The sequence below is a fragment of the Massilia sp. 05N420 genome (genome assembly GCF_056397205.1).
This window is the reverse complement of the sequence record NZ_JBFTMX010000007.1, coordinates 84,621-102,832: the sequence shown is the minus strand read 5'-3', so window position 1 is coordinate 102,832 and position 18,212 is coordinate 84,621. Positions and strand designations below refer to the sequence as shown.

General features: G+C 67.1%; 15 protein-coding genes. 5 read left to right on the top strand and 10 right to left on the bottom strand.

Going from position 1 to position 18,212, the window contains the following annotated elements; genetic code table 11:
• Positions 1–19 precede the first annotated feature (19 nt).
• Both AC1DIX_RS06185 and AC1DIX_RS06180 read right to left on the bottom strand, forming a co-directional pair.
• Entirely contained in the window at positions 20–619 is a 600-nt protein-coding gene (locus tag AC1DIX_RS06185; protein WP_477250266.1) for a response regulator transcription factor, read from the bottom strand.
• Positions 616–2,751: a sensor histidine kinase gene (locus tag AC1DIX_RS06180; protein WP_477322820.1), complete on the bottom strand. Its 2,136-nt coding sequence runs from the start codon at positions 2,749–2,751 to the stop codon at positions 616–618. Before AC1DIX_RS06180 ends, AC1DIX_RS06185 begins: the two co-directional genes overlap by 4 nt.
• A 133-nt stretch (positions 2,752–2,884) precedes the next feature.
• On the opposite strand from AC1DIX_RS06180, the gene AC1DIX_RS06175 reads away from it, so the two are divergent.
• The gene (locus AC1DIX_RS06175) at positions 2,885–4,225 is read left to right on the top strand and encodes an MFS transporter (protein ID WP_441933516.1); all 1,341 of its coding nucleotides are present in this window, start codon (positions 2,885–2,887) and stop codon (positions 4,223–4,225) included.
• A gap of 44 nt (positions 4,226–4,269) precedes the next feature.
• Here AC1DIX_RS06175 and AC1DIX_RS06170 read toward each other — a convergent pair whose 3' ends face one another.
• The 3 genes from AC1DIX_RS06170 to AC1DIX_RS06160 form a co-directional block, all read right to left on the bottom strand.
• Positions 4,270–5,535 carry a DEAD/DEAH box helicase gene (locus tag AC1DIX_RS06170; protein WP_477322817.1) on the bottom strand — a complete coding sequence of 422 codons (1,266 nt, stop codon included), beginning with the start codon at positions 5,533–5,535 and terminating at the stop codon, positions 4,270–4,272.
• Between the two features lie 82 nt (positions 5,536–5,617).
• Positions 5,618–5,746, bottom strand: a complete 129-nt coding sequence (locus tag AC1DIX_RS06165; RefSeq protein WP_441933513.1) for a hypothetical protein — start codon at positions 5,744–5,746, stop codon at positions 5,618–5,620.
• A gap of 69 nt (positions 5,747–5,815) precedes the next feature.
• Entirely contained in the window at positions 5,816–6,490 is a 675-nt protein-coding gene (locus tag AC1DIX_RS06160) for a hypothetical protein (RefSeq protein ID WP_441933511.1), read from the bottom strand.
• A gap of 133 nt (positions 6,491–6,623) precedes the next feature.
• Here AC1DIX_RS06160 and AC1DIX_RS06155 point away from each other — a divergent pair, with 133 nt between their 5' ends.
• Complete coding sequence (locus AC1DIX_RS06155; protein ID WP_477322815.1) at positions 6,624–7,169, top strand: hypothetical protein; 546 nt, start codon at positions 6,624–6,626, stop codon at positions 7,167–7,169.
• 100 nt (positions 7,170–7,269) lie between these two features.
• A complete protein-coding gene (locus AC1DIX_RS06150) occupies positions 7,270–8,742 on the top strand; it encodes an NAD(P)/FAD-dependent oxidoreductase (protein ID WP_477322813.1) in 1,473 nt (490 codons plus the stop codon).
• 24 nt (positions 8,743–8,766) lie between these two features.
• On the opposite strand, the gene AC1DIX_RS06145 is transcribed toward AC1DIX_RS06150, so the two are convergent.
• The gene (locus AC1DIX_RS06145; protein ID WP_441933505.1) at positions 8,767–9,417 is read right to left on the bottom strand and encodes a sensor histidine kinase; all 651 of its coding nucleotides are present in this window, start codon (positions 9,415–9,417) and stop codon (positions 8,767–8,769) included.
• Positions 9,418–9,628: 211 nt separating this feature from the next.
• Here AC1DIX_RS06145 and AC1DIX_RS06140 point away from each other — a divergent pair, with 211 nt between their 5' ends.
• Positions 9,629–10,147 carry a hemerythrin domain-containing protein gene (locus AC1DIX_RS06140; RefSeq protein ID WP_477250255.1) on the top strand — a complete coding sequence of 173 codons (519 nt, stop codon included), beginning with the start codon at positions 9,629–9,631 and terminating at the stop codon, positions 10,145–10,147.
• A 70-nt stretch (positions 10,148–10,217) separates the two neighbouring features.
• On the opposite strand, the gene AC1DIX_RS06135 is transcribed toward AC1DIX_RS06140, so the two are convergent.
• The gene (locus AC1DIX_RS06135; protein ID WP_477322810.1) at positions 10,218–11,849 is read right to left on the bottom strand and encodes a response regulator; all 1,632 of its coding nucleotides are present in this window, start codon (positions 11,847–11,849) and stop codon (positions 10,218–10,220) included.
• Positions 11,850–12,112: 263 nt separating this feature from the next.
• On the opposite strand from AC1DIX_RS06135, the gene AC1DIX_RS06130 reads away from it, so the two are divergent.
• Positions 12,113–12,559: a hypothetical protein gene (locus AC1DIX_RS06130; protein WP_441933500.1), complete on the top strand. Its 447-nt coding sequence runs from the start codon at positions 12,113–12,115 to the stop codon at positions 12,557–12,559.
• Positions 12,560–12,676: 117 nt separating this feature from the next.
• Here AC1DIX_RS06130 and AC1DIX_RS06125 read toward each other — a convergent pair whose 3' ends face one another.
• The 3 genes from AC1DIX_RS06125 to AC1DIX_RS06115 form a co-directional block, all read right to left on the bottom strand.
• Complete coding sequence (locus AC1DIX_RS06125) at positions 12,677–13,687, bottom strand: GGDEF domain-containing response regulator (protein ID WP_441933498.1); 1,011 nt, start codon at positions 13,685–13,687, stop codon at positions 12,677–12,679.
• Between the two features lie 143 nt (positions 13,688–13,830).
• Positions 13,831–16,818 carry an ATP-binding protein gene (locus AC1DIX_RS06120; RefSeq protein ID WP_477322808.1) on the bottom strand — a complete coding sequence of 996 codons (2,988 nt, stop codon included), beginning with the start codon at positions 16,816–16,818 and terminating at the stop codon, positions 13,831–13,833.
• Positions 16,819–17,025: 207 nt separating this feature from the next.
• Complete coding sequence (locus AC1DIX_RS06115) at positions 17,026–17,859, bottom strand: response regulator (protein WP_477322806.1); 834 nt, start codon at positions 17,857–17,859, stop codon at positions 17,026–17,028.
• Positions 17,860–18,212: the final 353 nt, after the last annotated feature.

The following is an 18,212-nucleotide window of genomic DNA, read 5'->3' as shown; positions in this document are numbered from 1 at the left end:
CGGACCGACAACGATAGGCCTAGTCCAGCCACGGATGCGCCGCCAGCCAGCGTCCCAGCTCGTTGTCGTTCGCGCACTGCAGCTTGCTGAAGATGTTGGCGCGGTGGGTCTCCACCGAGCGCGGGCCGCAGGGCGGCACCAGGATGCGGGCGATCTCCTTGTTCGGCTGGCCCAGTCCCACCAGGCGCGCCACCTCGCGTTCGCGCGGCGTCAGCTCCGCCCACATGCGCAGCGCCTGGGCGCGGGCCCTGGCCTGGGCGATGGCGGCCGGCAGCTTCTCCAATAGCTGCTGGGTGTCCGGCTTCTCCACCCAGTCGTAGGCGCCGCGCCGGACCGCTTCCAGCGCGGTCGGGATGTCGCCGTGGGCGGACAGGAACAGGGTCACCAGCGGGCTGTGTTCGGCGAGCAGGCGCTCGAACACGGCCAGTCCGCTCATCCCCGTCATGCGCAGGTCGAGGATCACGCAGCCGGGCTGGCGCATGTCGACGGCGTCGAGGAAGGCTTCGCCGGACTCGAAGGCCTGCACCGCCAGTCCCTGGGAAAACAGCAGCAGGAGCAGGGAACGGCGCAGGGCTTCGTCGTCGTCGACGACGTAGAGCGTGAGAGGCATGTCTTTCATGATACGGTGGGCAGCGTGAAGGAAAAGGCGGCGCCGCCGCCGGGCCGGTTTTCGACGGTCATGGAACCGCCGTGGGCTTCGACGATGGTGCGGCAGATGTTCAGGCCGAGGCCGAGACCGTCGGCGCGGGTGGTGAAGAAGGGCGCGAACACCTGTTCGAGCTGTTCGGGCGGGATCCCCGGCCCGCGGTCGGCGACGGTGATGCGCAGGAGCGGGCCCTCGCGCCGGCAGCCCAGCTCGATGCTGCGGCGCGCGGGCGGGGGGCGTTGCGGCTGCTCCTGCATCGCGTGCAGGGCATTGTGGACCAGGTTGACCAGCACCTGCTCGAGCAGCACCCGGTCGCCGCGCAGCGGGGCGTCGGCGTCTTCCAGCATCAGGCGAAGGCTGACGCCATCGCGCTGCAGCTCGGGCCTGAGCAGGATCTCCGCGTGGGCGATGACGCTCTCCATGGTCAGGATCTCGTAATGCGCCCGCTGCGGATTGATGAAGGCGCGCACCCGCTTGACGATTTCGCTGGCGCGCTTCGACTGGCCGACGATCTCGTCGAGCGCGCCGGCCAGCATCTCCTTCGATGAGTGCTGGGCGGCGAGCGCACGCGCCGCGGCGGCGAAATTCGACAGCGCCATCAGCGGCTGGTTGAGTTCATGCGCCAGCGTGGACGCCATCTCGCCGACGCTCGCCAGGCGCGCGCTGCGCTGCAGGCGCAGTTCCTGGTCGCGCTGGCGGGCTTCGGTCTGCTTCTGGGCGGTGATGTCGACCACGGAGCTCATCCAGCCGCGGTGCACGCCCTGGGCGTCGACCAGCGGGGCGGTGTAGACCATGGTGATCACGTCGTGGCCATCCTTGTGGCGGATGCGCGATTCGAAGCCGTGCGGCGCGGCGCGTCCCTGCAGCGCCTCGTCGCTGTCGCTGGCGTGCTTTTCCAGGTCGTCCGGGTGCCAGTAGGGGTAGGGCGGGCGGCGTCCCAGCAGTTCCCCGGCGCTGTAGCCGACCATCGCGCACAGCGCCGGATTCACGTAGATGATCTTGCCCTCCGGGTCGCGCGCCCGCATGCCGACCAGCAGCGAGTCCTCCATCGCCTTGCGGAAGGCGTGGGCTTCTTCAAGGTCGCGGGTGCGCTCCTCGACCCGGTGCTCCAGCTCGAGCCTGGCCGAACGCTGCTCGACGAAGCGCCTTTCGCGCAGGCGCCAGTACAGGAGGCCGAGCAGCAGCAGGGCGACGGCCAGGGCGCTGAGCGCGAGCGCACCCTGGCGCGCCTGCGTCACTTCCTTCATGTCGGTGGTGACGGTAAGGGTCCAGCCGAGTTCCGGCAGCGGGGTGTCGAGCGCGAGCAGCTTCACACGGCGTCCCTGGACGCTGGTGCGCAGGACGAAGCCGGGCGTGTCGGGCCGCGGCTCGATCTTCCATGGCAGCGCATCGAAGCGCGCGCGGCCGCCGTACTGGCCGTGTTCCGTCACCCAGCGCGTATCTGGAGCGGACAGCGGCCGGATGCTGCGGAACAGCCAGTCCGGCACGGCGCTGAGGAAGACGATGCCGCGGCTGTCCCTGAGTACCACCGGATCGGCGCCGCGCATCCAGGCGGCCTGCAACGGCTCCAGGCTGATCTTGACCACCATGACGCCGGTCACCGCGCCCTGCGCCAGCACCGGTTCGGCGATGAAGAGGCCGGACTGGCCGGTGGTGAGGCCGAGGCCGTAAAACAGGCCGCGCCGGCCCTGCACGGCGTCCTCGAAATAGGGGCGCCGGCGGTAGGACTCGCCGACGAAGCTGGACGGCAGGTTCCAGTTGCTGGCGGCCAGCGTCAGTCCTTCGCGGTCGACCAGGTAGAGGGCGGCGGCGCCGGTGGTGGATTGCAGGTCGGCGAAGTAATCGTTGACGCGCGCCCGCAGGGCCGCGTCGCGCGGGGTGCGCAGCAGCTGCTGCACGTCCGGATGGCGGGCGGCGGCATGCGGGAGGAAGTTGTGCTTTTCGACCAGGCCGCGCAGGCCCAGGGCGTTGGCGGCGGCGGCCTGGCGCAGGGCTTCGGTCTTGGACTGCAGCTCGTGCTGTTCGGCCAGGCTGCCCGAGACCACGATCAGGATCAGGGCGAGCGCGGCGGCGAGCAGCCTGCGCCAGTGGCGTGTGATGGACATCGTCGAACGATAGCAGTTGCGGCCGGGCTTTGGAATGCTTCTCCGTAGTTTTACGGAGGAGGGGGCGCCGGGATTGCGGATGCGTGCGCCGCCGGCGGCCGCGATAGTGGAGCCCTTGTAAAAGGAGACAACAATGAACACTGTCACAACAAAGACGGCCCTCGAYGGCCGCAGCGATGCCGCCGAGCGCATCTCCGGCAAGCGCCTCCGCGCCATCTTCGTCGGTTCGGCCGGCAACCTGGTCGAGTGGTTCGACTTCTACTGCTACTCCGCCTTCGCCCTTTATTTCGCCAGTTCCTTCTTCCCGAAGCAGGACCCGACCGCGCAGATGATGTCGACGGCGGGCATCTTCGCCCTCGGCTTCTTCGTGCGTCCGATCGGCGGCATCCTGTTCGGCCACATCGGCGACCGTCTCGGCCGCAAGAAAGCGCTCATGACTTCGGTGCTGCTGATGTGCTTCGGCTCGCTGCTGATCGCCTGCGCACCCACCTATGCGACGGCCGGCATCCTGTCGCCCTGCATCCTGCTGCTGGCGCGCCTGCTGCAGGGCCTGAGCCTGGGCGGCGAGTACGGCGCCAGCGCCACCTATCTGTCTGAAATGGCGGACTCCAGGCACCGCGGCTTCTACAGCAGCTTCCAGTACGTGACCCTGATCGGCGGCCAGTTGCTGGCCCTGCTGCTCCTGCTGGTGCTGCAGCGTTACCTGCTCGACGCCGAGCAGCTGCGCGCCTGGGGCTGGCGCATCCCCTTCCTCGCCGGCGCCTGCCTGGCCCTGCTGGCCCTGCGCATGCGTCACGACATGCCGGAGACCGCGTCCTTCGAAGCCGCGCGCAAGAAATCCAAGGCCATGGGCGGCCTGAAGCAGCTGGCCCAGCATCCGCGCGAAGTCCTGCTGGTGGTCGGCCTGACCATGGGCGGCACCCTGGCCTTCTACGTCTACACCACCTATATGCAGAAATTCCTGCGCCTGTCGGTGGGCCTGACGGATGCGCAGACCACCGCCGTCTCGGCCGCCTCTCTGCTGTTCGCGATGTGCCTGCAGCCGCTCTACGGCGCGCTGTCGGACCGCATCGGCCGCCGTCCACTGCTGGTGGGCTTCGCCCTGCTCGGCACCCTGTTCACGGTGCCGCTGCTGACCGCCATCCGCAACGCCAGCGGCCCGTGGGAAGCCTTCATCCTGATCGCCTGCGCCTGGATCATCGTGACCGGCTACACCTCGATCAACGCCCTGGTGAAGGCCGAGCTGTTCCCGGCCACCATCCGCGCCACCGGCGTCGGCGTGCCGTATGCCTTCGCGGTATCGGTGTTCGGCGGCACCGCCGAGTACCTGGCCCTGTGGTTCAAGTCGGAGCAGATGGAAAGCGGTTTCTACTGGTACGCCACCGCCGTCATCGCCTGCACCCTGGTGGTCTGCTTCTTCATGCGCGACACGGCCGCGCATTCGAAGATCGACGCCGAGACCCGCGGCCAGTAATCTTCCAGGCGCCGCCCATCAGCGGCGCGCATCAACGCCGCGCATCAGCGGCGGAAACGCACATCTTCCTGCACGACCGGCGCATCGCCCTTGGCCGAAGCGCCATGCTTCGGCTTCTTCGGCTTCTTCGGTTTCTTGACGATCTGGCCGCCGGCATCCGTCTCCGGCACCCGGTGGTCGGGGGAGAAGCCGGGTTCCTCGCGGCGCTCGAGCGTCTGCCTGGTCAGCTGCTCGATCGCCGCCAGCTGCTGCACCTCGTCGGCACACACCAGTGACACCGCCTCGCCCGAGGCGCCGGCGCGGCCCGTGCGGCCGCTGCGGTGGACGTAATCCTCGGCCACGATCGGCAGGTCGACGTTCACCACCACCGGCAGTTCGTCGATGTCGATGCCGCGCGCGGCGACGTCCGTCGCCACCAGGATCTTCACCTCGCCGGCCTTGAAACGCTCCAGCGCACGCAGGCGCGCCGGTTGCGGCTTGTCGCCGTGGATCGAGTCGGCACTGAAGCCCTTTGCCTCCAGCAGCTCGACCAGCTGGTCGACGCCCTTGCGGGTCTTGACGAACACCAGGGCTTGCGGCCAGGCGTGGCGCTTCAGCAGATGCAGGAAGAGCTCGGGCTTCCTCTTCTTGTCGACCGGGACGATCCATTGGCGGATCGCCTTGACCGTCGTGTTGCGCGGGCTGGCTTCGATGCTGACCGGATCGCGCAGCAGTTTCGTGGCGAGGGCGCGGATCGGATCGGAGAAGGTGGCCGAGAACAGCAGGGTCTGGCGGCGCTTGGGCAGCAGGGCCAGCAGCTGGTCGATGTCGCGCGAAAAGCCGAGATCCAGCATGCGGTCGGCCTCGTCCAGCACCAGGGCCTGCACCTGGTTGAAGCGCAGGGCGTTCTGGCGCTGCAGGTCGAGCAGGCGGCCCGGCGTGGCCACCAGCAGGTCGACGCCCTTGCGCAGGCGCATCATCTGCGGATTGATGCTGACGCCGCCGTAGGCGACCATGGTCCGCAGAGGCAAGCCTTCGCCATACGCGCGCACGCTCTGGTGGACCTGTTCGGCCAGTTCGCGGGTCGGCACCAGCACCAGGGCTCTTGCCGAGTTGCTGTTCACCTGCATGCCGTCCATGACCAGGCGCTGCAGCAGGGGCAGGGCGAAGCCGGCGGTCTTGCCGGTGCCGGTCTGGGCGGCGGCCATCACGTCGCGGCCGGCCAGCACGGCGGGAATCGCCTGCGACTGGACCGGGGTCGGCGAATTGTACGAAAGGGCGGACAGGGTGCGGACGATCTGGTCGATCAGGCCGAGCGAAGCGAACGACATATTGTTCTTGGTGGTAAGGGAAAAGGCCACAGTGTACCGTGCCGCCGGGGAGGGCGGCAGGAAAGGACGGCGGATGGCCGGCTCAGGCCGAGACCCGGACGGTGTCCGACAGGTCGACGGTCGGCTTGACCGGGTCGCGGCGGTCCTGGCAGGCGACCGCCATCAGGCAGACCAGGAGTACCAGGCTCCAGCGCAGCGGGTGATTACGCATAATGCCCCCTTCACCTTCATGCGGGCATCCTAGCGCGCTGCGGCCGCGAGCGGCGCTCCGCTGAAACGGTCAGAAGCGGTAGTTGACGCTGGCGCGCACGACTGGATAGACCTTGAAGCCGTCGACGTCATCCTTCAGGCGCAGGCGCTCGGCGGCGACGTCCCTGGCGACGAGGGTGCAGATGGCGGCCAGGCTGGAGCAGCCCCAGTTGCCCAGGGTGACGTTAGGATTGCCCTGGAAGAAGGCGCCGAGGTCGGCGTTGAAGCTCCAGTGGCTGCCGTTGCCGGCGGCGAGCGCATTGCCCCAGCCGATGCCAAGGTAGGGCGCGGCCTTGCGGTACTCGATGCGGCCCTTGACGATGCCGATGTCGGCCGCGGAATAGCTGTTGCCGTTCAGCGAATAGGCGCCGAACTGGTCGGTCCGGGCGGTGGCGTCGAAGCGGTTGCCGTTGTACACCAGGCCGCCGGTCAGGTGGAAGGGGCTGCCGTCGCGCACATACCAGTCGAACAGGATGTCGAAGGTCTGCAGCTTGCCCTTGATCGCGTAGTCGACCTGGTTGGTGGTCCGGTCGAAGTCGTGCTGGAAGTAATTGGCACCGAAGCGGCCGTTCAGGTTGGACTCCATCGGGACGACCAGGTGGAAACCGGCGCCGGTGGTGCCGAGGTCGGCGGTGATGCCGACCTGCGCCTGGGCCGCGCCGGCGAACAGGAGGGCGCCTGCCAGGGGAGCGTATTTCAGGAACATTGCTTACTCTCAGGAATCGAAATTGGAAAGCGGCATTGTATCGGTAACGGATGTAAGCAGGTGTTGCAACCGACTGAAACGCAACATTTCGTTTGATAAACTGGACACATTCCTAAAACAGAGAGAGGTGAACATGAAATCCATCATCTTCGGCGTGGCGCTGTGCGCCGCCGCTTTCCCGGCTCTGGCCCAGACCAATGTCAGCATCAGCGTCGGCCAGCCCGGCTTCTACGGCCGCGTCGACCTCGGCGACTTCGCGCCCCAGCCGGTGCTGTACGCGCCGCAGCCGGTGATCATCCGCCAGGTGCCGCACTACGTCGCCGAGCCGGTCTACCTGCGCGTGCCGCCGGGCCACCGCAAGCACTGGGCCAAGTTCTGCGGCCGCTACGACGCCTGCGGCCGTCCGGTCCTGTTCGTGCGTGACGAGTGGTACACCAACACCTATGTGCCGCGCTACCGCGAGCACTACCGCGGCGGTGGCTATCGCCAGCCGGTGCGCGTGGTCGAGCGCGTCGAGTACCGTGATGTCGATCGCGGTCACGGCGGCGGCCGCTGGGAAGAGCACGGCCGCGGCCACGGCGAGGGCCACGGCGAGGGCCACGGACGCGGTCACGGCGAAGGTCGCGGTGAAGGCCGCGGCCACGGCGAAGGCCACGGCCACGGCCGCGGTCACGACTGACGAACTCATCGTCAGTACGCGCTCGCCAGCGCCGATTCCGTCCGCGTAGTAAACTGCCCTTGTCAGCCCGACAAGCTCGGGTGCTACGAGGGAGGCAGTTTTGCACAGCGAGATCGTGATCGTGGGAGGTGGCGCGGGCGGGCTGGAGCTGGCCTGCAAACTGGGGCGCAAGCTGGGTCCGACGAAGGTGATGCTGGTGGACAGCCGGCTCTACCATGTCTGGAAGCCCTCGCTGCACGAGGTGGCGGCCGGCACCCTGGACATCCACCAGGAGGGCCTGTCCTACCAGATGCTGGCCCACGACCGCGGCTTCACCTTCGTCTACGGCGCCATGACGGCGCTCGATTCCGCCCGCAAGACCATCGGCGTGGGGCCGGTCACCGCCGCCAGCGATGGCGAAGTGATCTTCCCGGCGCGCACCATTTCCTACCAATCGCTGGTGATTGCCGTGGGCAGCACCTCCAACTATTTCGGCGTGCCCGGCGCGCGCGAGCACACGATTTCCCTGAACGCCACCGAAGACGCCGAGCGCTTCCGCCTGCGCCTGCTACGCCTGCTCGCCCAGGCTGCCGAGGCGAAGGGGGAGGGCGGGGCGAACCCGGCCGTGGCGGTCGCCAAGGCGGTCGGTTCCGGCACCTTCGCGTCCGGCGTGGCGGCGGCGGACGCGGGCGGAGCCGCTGCGCAGGCGGCCACTGCCGAAACCGCACTGAGCGGGAATGGCGGCGCCAGCATCGTGGCGGACACCGGCATGGTGCCGCGCCGGCCCGCCAGCGGTCTGGACATCGTGATCATCGGCGGCGGCGCCACCGGGGTGGAACTGGCCGCCGAGCTGCGCGAGGCCTCCGGCGCCTACGCGGCCTACGGCTTCAACCGCCTGCAGGTGCAGCGCGACGTGCGCATCACCCTGCTGGAAGGCGCGCCGCGCATCCTGGCGCCGCTGCCGGAGCGGGTGTCGGCCTCGGCCACCCGCCTGCTCGACGAGCGCACGATCCGCGTGGTCACGAACTGCCGGGTGACGCAGATCGACGCCCACCAGGTCATCGACAAGGACGGCAACGTCTATCCCTCCGACATCTGCGTATGGGCCGCGGGGATCCGTGCGCCGGAATTCCTGGGCTCGCTGGGCCTGCCGGTCACCAAGGGCGGCGCGATCGAGGTCGACGACCACCTGCGCGTCAAGGGCGTGGCAGGAGTGTATGCTCTGGGCGACTGCGCCGCCTGCACGGACGGCAGCGGCAAGCCGGTGCCGCCGCGCGCCCAGGCAGCCCACCAGCAGGCCGATTACCTGTTGAAGGACTTCGTGAACATGGCCTCCGGCCAGCCGCCGCAGAAGAGCCCCTATGTCTACAAGGATTACGGCTCGCTGGTCTCGATCGGCCACCGGACCACGGTCGGCAACCTGATGGGTTCGCTGCGCGCAAGCTGGTTCGTGGAGGGATTTTTGGCGCGCATCATGTATTTGAGTTTGCACCTGATGCATCACCAGGCGATTCTCGGGTCGATGCGGACGGGAGTGCTGGCGGTTGCGCGGTTTTTGATTCGGCGGACGACGCCGATCGTCAAGCTGCACTGAAGATCGGCCCGCTGCCGGCGTTGATCAGCTTTTCGGCAGAATCATCGTCAGCATCGCCCCACCTTCCGGCCCCTGCCCGAGCGTCAGCGTCCCGCCCAGCAGCCGCGCACGCTCGCGCAGTAAACGCAGCCCATGGCAGCTCAGCGGATTGGACGCATCCGGTGCCGGTCCGACGCCGTTGTCGCGCACCGTCAGCATGGCCTGGTCGCCGTCGTCGTCCAGGATCACTTCGACTTCGGTGGCCTGGGCGTGGGTGGCGACGTTGCGCAAGCCTTCCTCGGCGCAGCGCAGCAGGGTCACGCCCTGGGGGCGCGAATACTCGGGATCTTCGTCGGGCAGGCTGGCGCGCGCCTTGATGCCGTTGTCCTGGCCCCATTCCGCGACCAGTTCGGCAATCGCAGCCTTGGGGCCGAGGAACTCGAGCTTGTCGTTCCACAGCGCCAGCTGCATCTTGCGGTTGGTCTCGATGATGTTGTTGAGCAACTGCTTCATCTGCGCGGCACGGTCGCGCTGCGGCTGTTCCTTGAGATGCGAGGACAGCAAGCCGAGGTGCATGGTCAGCGCCGTCATCGACGAGCCCAGGCTGTCATGCAGGCGGCGTGCAAGCTGGCGTCGTTCCTCGTCCCAGCACGCGGTGAGATGCCCGAGCAGCTCGGTAAGGTCCGCGACGCGCAAGTCCTGATCGCCATCCCGGGATTGAAAAGGTGGCTGAGGTGCCGAAGCTTTCATAAAGCAACCAATTAATGTTTCCCAAAATGATACAACAGCTTGGCCGCCAGCGGCGCGCAAGAATGCCAGTGTGTGTTTCCGTACAGTCCGATCGAACCGCCTGCGCGAAGCTGTTGCTACTGGCTGTACGGCAGCCTTCCATCATGAGGGGAACACAATGAGCAACAAATCGAATGCCACCACGAATTCCGCTGCGAAAAACGCCGCGATCCATGCCGCCAACCTCACCGGCCAGGACGCCATCGCCCTGCTGGTAGCCGACCACCGTGAAGTGTCCGACATGTTCAAGCAGTACGAAGAACTGGGCGACCGCGCCAAGGCCAGCAAGCAGAAGCTGACCGAGAAAATCTGCAATGCCCTGATCGCCCATACCCAGATCGAGGAAGAGATCTTCTATCCGGCCGTGCGCGAACAGATCAAGGATTCCGAGGACATGATCGACGAGGCCGTGGTCGAGCACCAGGCCGCCAAAGACCTGATCAAGCAGCTCAAGGAAATGGATCCTGACGAAGACCTGTACGACGCCAAGGTCAAGGTGCTGGGCGAAGAAATCGAGCACCACGTCAAGGAAGAGGAAGAGGAAATGTTCAAGCAGGCCAAGAAGAGCGGCCTCGACCTGATGGCGCTGGGCCAGGAAATGGCGCAGCGCAAGCAGGAAATCCTGTCGACCCTGTAGTCCAAAGCGCTGAACAAGGCCCTCAGGGCAAGACGATGCCACGCCGCCATGAGGGTTTTGTGCGGCGCTTTTATGCGTTGGCCGGGACCGTATCGCCCTGGCTCGCCGGCTCCGCCAGCCGCGCCAGCAGGGTGGCGAAATCGACCGGCTTGACCATGTGCAGGTCGAAGCCCGCCTCCAGCACGCGGCGCTGGTCTTCGGCCAGGCCGTAGCCGGTCAGGGCGATCAGGCGGATGCCGTGGGTGGCGGCATCCTTGCGCAGGCGGCGCGCCACCTCGTAGCCGTCGATGCCCGGCAGGCCGATGTCCACCAGGGCCACGTCGGGCAGCTCGGCGCCGGCCAGGCTCACGCCCTCCAGGCCGTCGCGCGCCTGCAGTACCGGGTAGCCGTAGGAACCCAGCATGGTCGCCATCATCTCGCGGCCGTCGTCATTGTCTTCGATCAGCAGAACGGTCGGCTTGTCGCTCACCGCCACCGTGCCGGCGGGCGGGTCCTCGGCCTGCTCCGGCTCGCTGCGCGGCAGGCGGATCTCGAACGTGGAGCCGGCGCCGGCGCCGGTACTGGCGGCGCTCACGCTGCCGCCATGCAGCTCGACCAGGCGGCGCACCAGCGACAGGCCGATCCCCAGCCCGCCCTGCGAGCGGTCGATCGAGATCGATCCCTGCACGAAGACGTCGAACACGTGCGGCAGCAGGTCCGGCGGAATGCCGACCCCGGAATCGCTCACCGTCAGCACCACTTCACCGTCCACCGTGTCGATGGCGATCCCGATGCTGCCGCCGCTGGGCGTGTATTTCAGCGCGTTGTCGATCAGGTTGGTGGCGATCTGCTCGAGCCGGGTCGGGTCGCCTTCGACCCAGCCGCCGCCGAGCCGGACGTCGAGCTGGTAGCCCGCGGTGCGGCCGGTGGCGCGGAAGGTGTCCAGGCAGCCCGACACCAGCGGGCCGAGGTCGATACGCTTTTTCGACAGCAGGATCTTGCCGGACATCGCACGCGACAGGTCGAGCAGGTCGTCGACGATGCGCGACAGGTGCTGGGTCTGGCGCTGGATGATCAGGCGCGCGCGCCCGCTCGACTCGGCGGCGGCGCCCGGCATGCTGAGCAGGGAAGAGGCGCTGCTGATGGCGGACAGCGGATTGCGCAGCTCATGGCCCAGCATCGCCAGGAATTCGTCCTTGGCGCTGCTCTTGCGTTCGGCGGCGCGCCGCTCTTCCATTTCGCGCACCAGGCGCTTGTTGGTGGCGGTCAGCTCGGTGGTTCGCTGGGACAGTTTTTCGGCCTGGCGCTTGAGCTGTTCGTTCTTGGTGGCCAGCGCCACGAACACCTGCACCTTGGCGCGCAGCACCTGCGGAATCACCGGGGTGAACAGGAAATCGGCGGCGCCGCGCTGGTAAGCCTTCAGGCGGTCGATCTCGTCGGCCAGGAAGGCGGTGACGAAGATGATCGGGATGTCGGCCGAACGGGGCCGCTGGTGGATCGCTTCCGCGGTCTCGAAGCCGTCCATGCCGGGCATGTTCACGTCCAGCAGGATGACGGCGAAGTCGTGGCGCAGCACCTCGCGCAGGGCATCCTGGCCCGACCGGGCCGACATTACTTCGTAGTTACTTTCCTCGGCCCATAGTTCGAGCAGGCTGGTCAGCGCCAACAGGCTAGCGGCATCGTCGTTGACGACGAGGATCTTCGGCTTTTCGGAGTTCGGCACGGCAGTCGGACTGGTGTCAATGCGTTGTATTCACAAACGTGGCAAAGGATAGCAGAGGATGCCCCATTGCAAAATAAATTCGCAATATTTGTTGCAATTAGTCATGATACCACGCAAAGAAAAAGGCAAAAAACTCAATCGTGCGCACCCCGGCAACACGGTTCGCTGCCGCACATACGCAGCGCGGAAGCCTGTGAGATAGTGGAAACGTGTCTGGTTCAACCGTGTCAATGGAAGACAGGCGCCAACTTGAAAGGACAGACATGAATATTCAAATCATCGTAAATGACACCCACCACGACAAATGTTTCCGCGAACTGGTCGACCAGCCGGTCACGGCCCTGCGCGGCATGACCCAGCAACAGGCCGACGCCCTGCGCGATGCGTTCGGCATCAACACCATCGCCGAACTGGCCGAACTGAAGGCCGTCAAGTGGGCCCGTGCGATCCGCACCATGGCCTCGGCCGAAGCCGAGCCGAGCGGCGAGAAAGCCAAGGAAACCCTGATTGACGATGCCGTCGAGATGACCTTCCCGGCCAGCGACCCGGTGTCCATCCAATCCAGTATCACCCGCATCGAAGTGGCGCCGGACAAGGTCGATGCCAGCTCGGACCACCAGGGTGCGGCCGCCATCGAGGCGCATAACCGTGAAACCATCGGCAAGCCTGCACTGGGGCCGGGCGGCGAGAAGACGGCCGGCGCGGCCTGATCCAATTGCTCAATTGAGCGGGCGCAGCTGGTGACGGCTGCGCCTTTTTTATGCCCGTCATTCCCGCTTTCGTGGGAAGTCATTTCCGGCAGTGACGGTGCCTGTTCAGGCCGTGGCTCAACGATGCTGCGCCAACTCCTGCGAAGCCGGTGCGGGCGCCGGCACCGCCGGCTTGACCGCCTGGGCCGCCTGGCGGGCTGCGCTGCCGTTCGCGCAGAAGCGGTTCTTGCCCGCGCGCTTGGCTTCGTAGAGGGCGTAGTCGGCGATGCTGATCAGGTCGGTGACGTGCTCGGCGTCGTCCGGATACATGCTGATGCCGATACTGGTCGACAGCTGCAGGGTCAGGTCGTTGATGAAGAAGGGCTCGGACAGTGCTTCGACCAGCTTGGCCGCCGGTCCCTGGGCGTCGGCCAGGCTGTGGATGTCGCCCAGCAGCACGATGAATTCGTCGCCGCCCAGGCGCGCCACCGTGTCTTCCTTGCGCGAGTTCGACAGCAGGCGCTGCGACACCATTTTGAGGATCTCGTCGCCGTAGGCGTGGCCGTAGGTGTCGTTGATCGCCTTGAAGCCGTCCAGGTCCAGGTACATGACCGCCGCCTTGTGGTGGTTGCGGTTGGCGTGCTGGAGGGCGGTTTCGATGCGGTCTTCCAGCAGGCGCCGGTTGGGCAGGCCGGTGAGGGCGTCGTGCAGCGCCAGCTCCTGCTGGGCGCGGCTGTACTGGGCCAGCTCCTTGTAGAGCAGGCGCACTTCGAGCATGTTGTGGATGCGCTTGTGCACTTCCAGCAGGTCGAAGGGTTTGCTGATGAAGTCGCGGGCGCCGGCTTCGAGGGCCGCGATCTTGAAGCTGGGCTGGGCCGTAAGGGCCAATACCGGCAGATAACCGCCTTGCTCGATCTCCTTGAGTCCCTTCATGACCTGGAAGCCGTTCAGGCCGGGCATTTGCAGGTCGAGCAGGATCAGGTCGTAGTTGTGTTCGCGATGCAATGGGCATACCTGCTCCGGCAGCATCGTGGAGCTGACATCGGTGTAGCCTTCTTCCCGCAATATCTCTTCCATCAGTTCGATATTGTCGGGCGAATCGTCTACGACCAGAATCTTGGCGTTCAGGATGTCTTGGCGGCTGGGCATGCTTACTCTCGTCAAATCGAGGCCAGGGGCCGGATAATCATGGTCCGAACCCACCTCTACTGCAACATTCCTTAGTCTAGCAAATGCCAGAGAATTTCTTGTAGGACAGCGCCGCGTGCGTGGGTAGGAACAACAACCGCACACTAGCGCAGGCGATTTTCCCCCACCGCTGGGGCCGCCACACGGTGGACCAGCGGCGCCGTCGGACCCACCACCGAGGCCACGGTGGCGATCAGTTCGCTCGGCTCGACCGGTTTAGAAATATGCGCCGAGAATCCCGCTTCCAGCGCGCGCAGCCGGTCTTCCGAGCGGGCGAAGGCGGTAAGGGCGATGGCCGGCACCTGGCTGCCCTGCTCGCGGGGCAGGTGGCGCACCCAGTCGAGCAGTTCGAAGCCGTCGACTTCGGGCATGCCGAGGTCGCTGATCAGGAGGTTGGGCACCGCTTCGCGGAAGCGCGCAAAAGCTTCGCGCGCGCTGGCGGCGATGTGCACGGTGGCGCCGCAATCGGTCAGGATGCGCTTGATCAGCTCGCGCGCATCGCGGTCGTCGTCGACCACCAGGGCGTCCACGCCGCTGAGGTCGCGCACCGTCATTTCCGGGGTGCTCGGGCTCGGYAGGATCATGGCGGCGCGCGCCGAGCGGCTGGGCGCGGATTGCTGCTTGGCCAGCGGCAGTTCGATCGTGAAGCTGGAGCCCTGGCCTTCGCCGGCGCTCTCGGCACGCACTGTGCCGCCGTGCTGCTCGATCAGGTGCTTGACGATCGCCAGGCCCAGGCCGAGGCCGCCGTGGCGGCGCGTCATCGAGGCGTCGGCCTGGCGGAAGCGTTCGAACACGTGTGTCAGGAATTCGGGCTTGATGCCGGCGCCGTTGTCGCGCACCGTGATGCTCACGCTCGCCTCGTTGCGGGCGAGGATCACCTCGACCAGGCCGTCGCGCGGGGTGAACTTGATCGCGTTCGACAGCAGGTTCCATACCACCTGCTGCAGGCGGGCGGGGTCGCCGGCGATCATGCCGGGATCGCCCGCGTAATGTTTCTCGATGCGGATGTTCTTGGCATCCGCGGCCGGGCGCACGGTCTCGATGGCGGCATCGATGATGCCGATCGGCGGCACCGCCTGCATGTCGAGCAGGACCTTGCCCGAGGTAATGCGGCTCATGTCGAGCAGGTCTTCGATCAGCTGGGCCTGGGCGCGCGCGTTGCGCTCGATGGTCTGCAGGCCTTTCGCCAGGTCGTTCTGGTCGCGGCTCCCGCGGCGCAGCACCTGGGCCCAGCCGAGGATGGCCGACAGCGGAGTGCGCAGCTCGTGCGACAGGGTGGCCAGGAATTCGTCCTTCATCTGGCTGGTGCGCTCGGCCTCGGCGCGCGCCAGCCTTTCGTTCTCGAGCAGCACCTTGCGCTCCTCGGCGGCGCGCTGGGCCGCTTCGTACAGCCGGGCGTTGTCGATCGCCACCGCGGCCTGGGCGGCGATGCCGCGCACGATGCGCTCGGTGCGTTCGGTGAACACGCCCGTTTCCGGATGGCCGAAGAACATCGTGCCCAGCACCTCGCCGGAGTGCGCGATTACCGGCACGGCGAGGTAGCTGCGCACCGGCGGATGGCCGGCCGGCAGGCCGAAGGGCGCGCGGCCCTCGAAGCGCGGATCGTGGGAGACGTCGTCGGCGCGCATCACCTCGCGGATCTCCGGGTCGTGGGGCGACAGGCCCGGCCCGAACAGGGCGTTGGGACCGGATTCGCCGAAGGGCTCGAACTCCGTCGTGCTGGCGCCGGACACCGTGTACAGCGAGAAGATCTTGCCGTTCGCGCTGTCGCTCCCGTGATACAGGAAGGCGCCATGGCGGGCGCCGGCGATGCCGGTCGCGGCGTCGGTGGCGGCCTGCAGCAGGGAGCCCAGTTCGCGCGTGGAGGCGAGGGCGCTGCCGGTGCTGTTCAGCAGTTCCAGCACGTGCGACTCGTCGCGCAGGGCCTGTTCGGCGCGCTTGACCTCGTCGACATCGGTATTCGTGCCGAACCAGCGCGCCACCTTGCCGTGGCGGTCGCGCACCGGATTGACCCGGGTCAGGAACCAGCGGTACTTGCCGTCCGCGCCGCGGATCGGGTATTCCATCTCGAAGGGATCGCCGCTGCGCACGGTGGCCTGCCAGCGTTCCATCACGGCCGGCAGCACGCTCGGTTCGCAGGTCGATTGCCAGCCCCAGCCCACCACCTGGTCGGGCGTGGTGCCGGTGTAGTCGAACCAGCGTTCGTTGAACCAGACGATGGCGCCGTCGGCCTGGGCCATCCAGGCCAGCTGCGGGATGGTGTTGGCTAGCGCGCGCAGTACTTCCTCGCTCTGGCGCAGGGTGTCTTCGGCGCTCTTGCGGGCGCTGATGTCCTGGACCACGCCGGTCATGCCGAGCACGCCTTCGCGGCGGTTCGGCTCGGCGTAATCGGCGCGGCCGACCAGGGCCACCCAGCGGGTCTCCCTGCCGTCGCCGCCGTCGCCCAGCAGGCGGCATTCGAGTTCGACGTCGTTCTGGCCGGCGAAGGCCTGCAGCACGGCGCGGCGCACGCCTTCGCGGTCGTGCGGATCGAGGCGTGCGCGCAGTTCGGCCCAGGCCAGCGGGGTCTCGGCCGGCAGGCCGAAGATGGCGGCCGCGCGCTCGCCCAGCGACAGGCGGTCGCTGGCGGCATCCCAGCGCCAGTCGCCCAGGCGGCCGGCGGCCAGCGCCACCTGCAGGCGGCTGTTGCCCAGCAGGAGGGCCTGTTGGTCGGCCTTGCGGCGGTCGATGTCCTGGAAGTGGAGGGTCAGGCCGTCCGACGAGGGATGGGCGCGCACCTCGAACCAGCGCCCCAGGCCAGGATAGAAGAACTCCAGGACCGCCGTCTCGCGGTCATCCATCGCGCGGCGATAGAGGTTTTCCAGCTGGCTGCCGCGCAGTTCGGGGAAGGCTTCCCAGATGTCGCGGCCGACCAGGCCGGCGCGGGTGCGCTGCAGCGGTGCCAGCATTTCCAGCGCCCGCCCGTTGATATAGATGATGCGCCAGTCGTGGTCGACGGCGCAGACGCCGTCGCTCAGGCTCTCGAGCATGTTCTCCATGCGCTCGTTGGCACGGCGCAGCGCTTCCCTTGCCTGGCGCAGTTCCTCGCTCATCGTGCCTCCAGTGCTGCGCGCCGCCGGATCGGCGGTAGCGGGCTGTCGGTGCTGGCGGTGAAAGCGTTCAGGATCATCGGTCGTGGCTGTGGGCGCGTTCGAGGGGCTGCCGCGCGGGAAGCGCAGACGGTTCCGCCCTGCATCGATGGCAAGCCGTCCATGGATTCTAGCCCAGCCCTGGCGGTTTGATGCACACCGTTGCGCGCATCAGGAACGCGCCTGTTTCTGACCCGCGACCTTGTCCAGTGCGGCCTGGAGCTGGTCGAGTTCGTAAGGCTTCTGCAGCGACAGGTAAGGGAACTCGACGTGGCGCAGCAAGCTGTCGCCGTAGCCGGAAGCGAAGATCACCTGCATGGACGGCGCATCGACGACCGCCTTGCGCGCCAGTTCCACGCCCGACATGCCCGGCAGGCTGACGTCCGTAAACAGGATGTCGTAACGGCCGGCCGCCAGATGGGTCAGGGCATCGTCCGGATGGCCGACGCCGTCCGCATGGTGGCCGAAGGCGCGCAGCATCTCGCAGATCAGGTATTGGGAGTCGACGTTGTCCTCGACCACCAGGATGCGCAGCGGACCGGCCGGCGCGCCCTGGTCGGCGGCGGCGCCGATCGCGGCCGGGGCCACCACGCACAGGATGCCCAGCACGGCGCCATCGTCGCCGCGCAGCGGTGTGAAATGGAGATCGTGGGTATCGGCTCCGGACGCGCCGGCGAAGCCGAAGCGACGGCCGGCGGCGACCGCGGCCTCGCCGCCCCAGGCGCGCTCGAGTTCGGCCGAGGCGGCCGCCAGCGGCGGCGGCATCACCGGCGGCACGTTGCCGCCCGGGACCTTGCCATAACTCGGGCCGGCGAAGGCGCCGTAGGCCTCGTTGAACAGCACCGTCATGTCGCGGCCCCATACCAGCAGCGCCGGCAGCGGCAGGTTGAACAGCAGGTCGGCCGCCATCCGCAAGGGCCAGGGCCATTGCCGGGAGTCGCCCAGCCGGGTGGCGGACCAGTCGAAGGAGCTGGAGGAGGTCGCGGGCTGTCCAGTTGAGATCATGGCAAGGTGTAAATACTGTTATCGAAACGCAAAGAACGGAATGCTACACCAAATCGGCCACAGGGGGCGGCCCGCACGCGGGCAAAAAAAAGCCCGCTACGGGAGCGGGCTGAATCTATCCTTGGAGGAGAATAGAGGAGACAGGTGTTATAATGCTGCATCGCAAAAAAGAAATCCAATTTAGATTTGTAATGACCGTTATTGATAGTTTCAATAGCACGGCAGGGGCGGCCTGAGCACCCTGTGCCAGCGCACGCTTGGTGCACTCGGGAAAATGCTCTAGGATAGCAAGATGATTAAGAGTCTCCTGCTGTCGCCTGCATTGTCCGAAGGGCCGTCTTTACGGCCGGCCG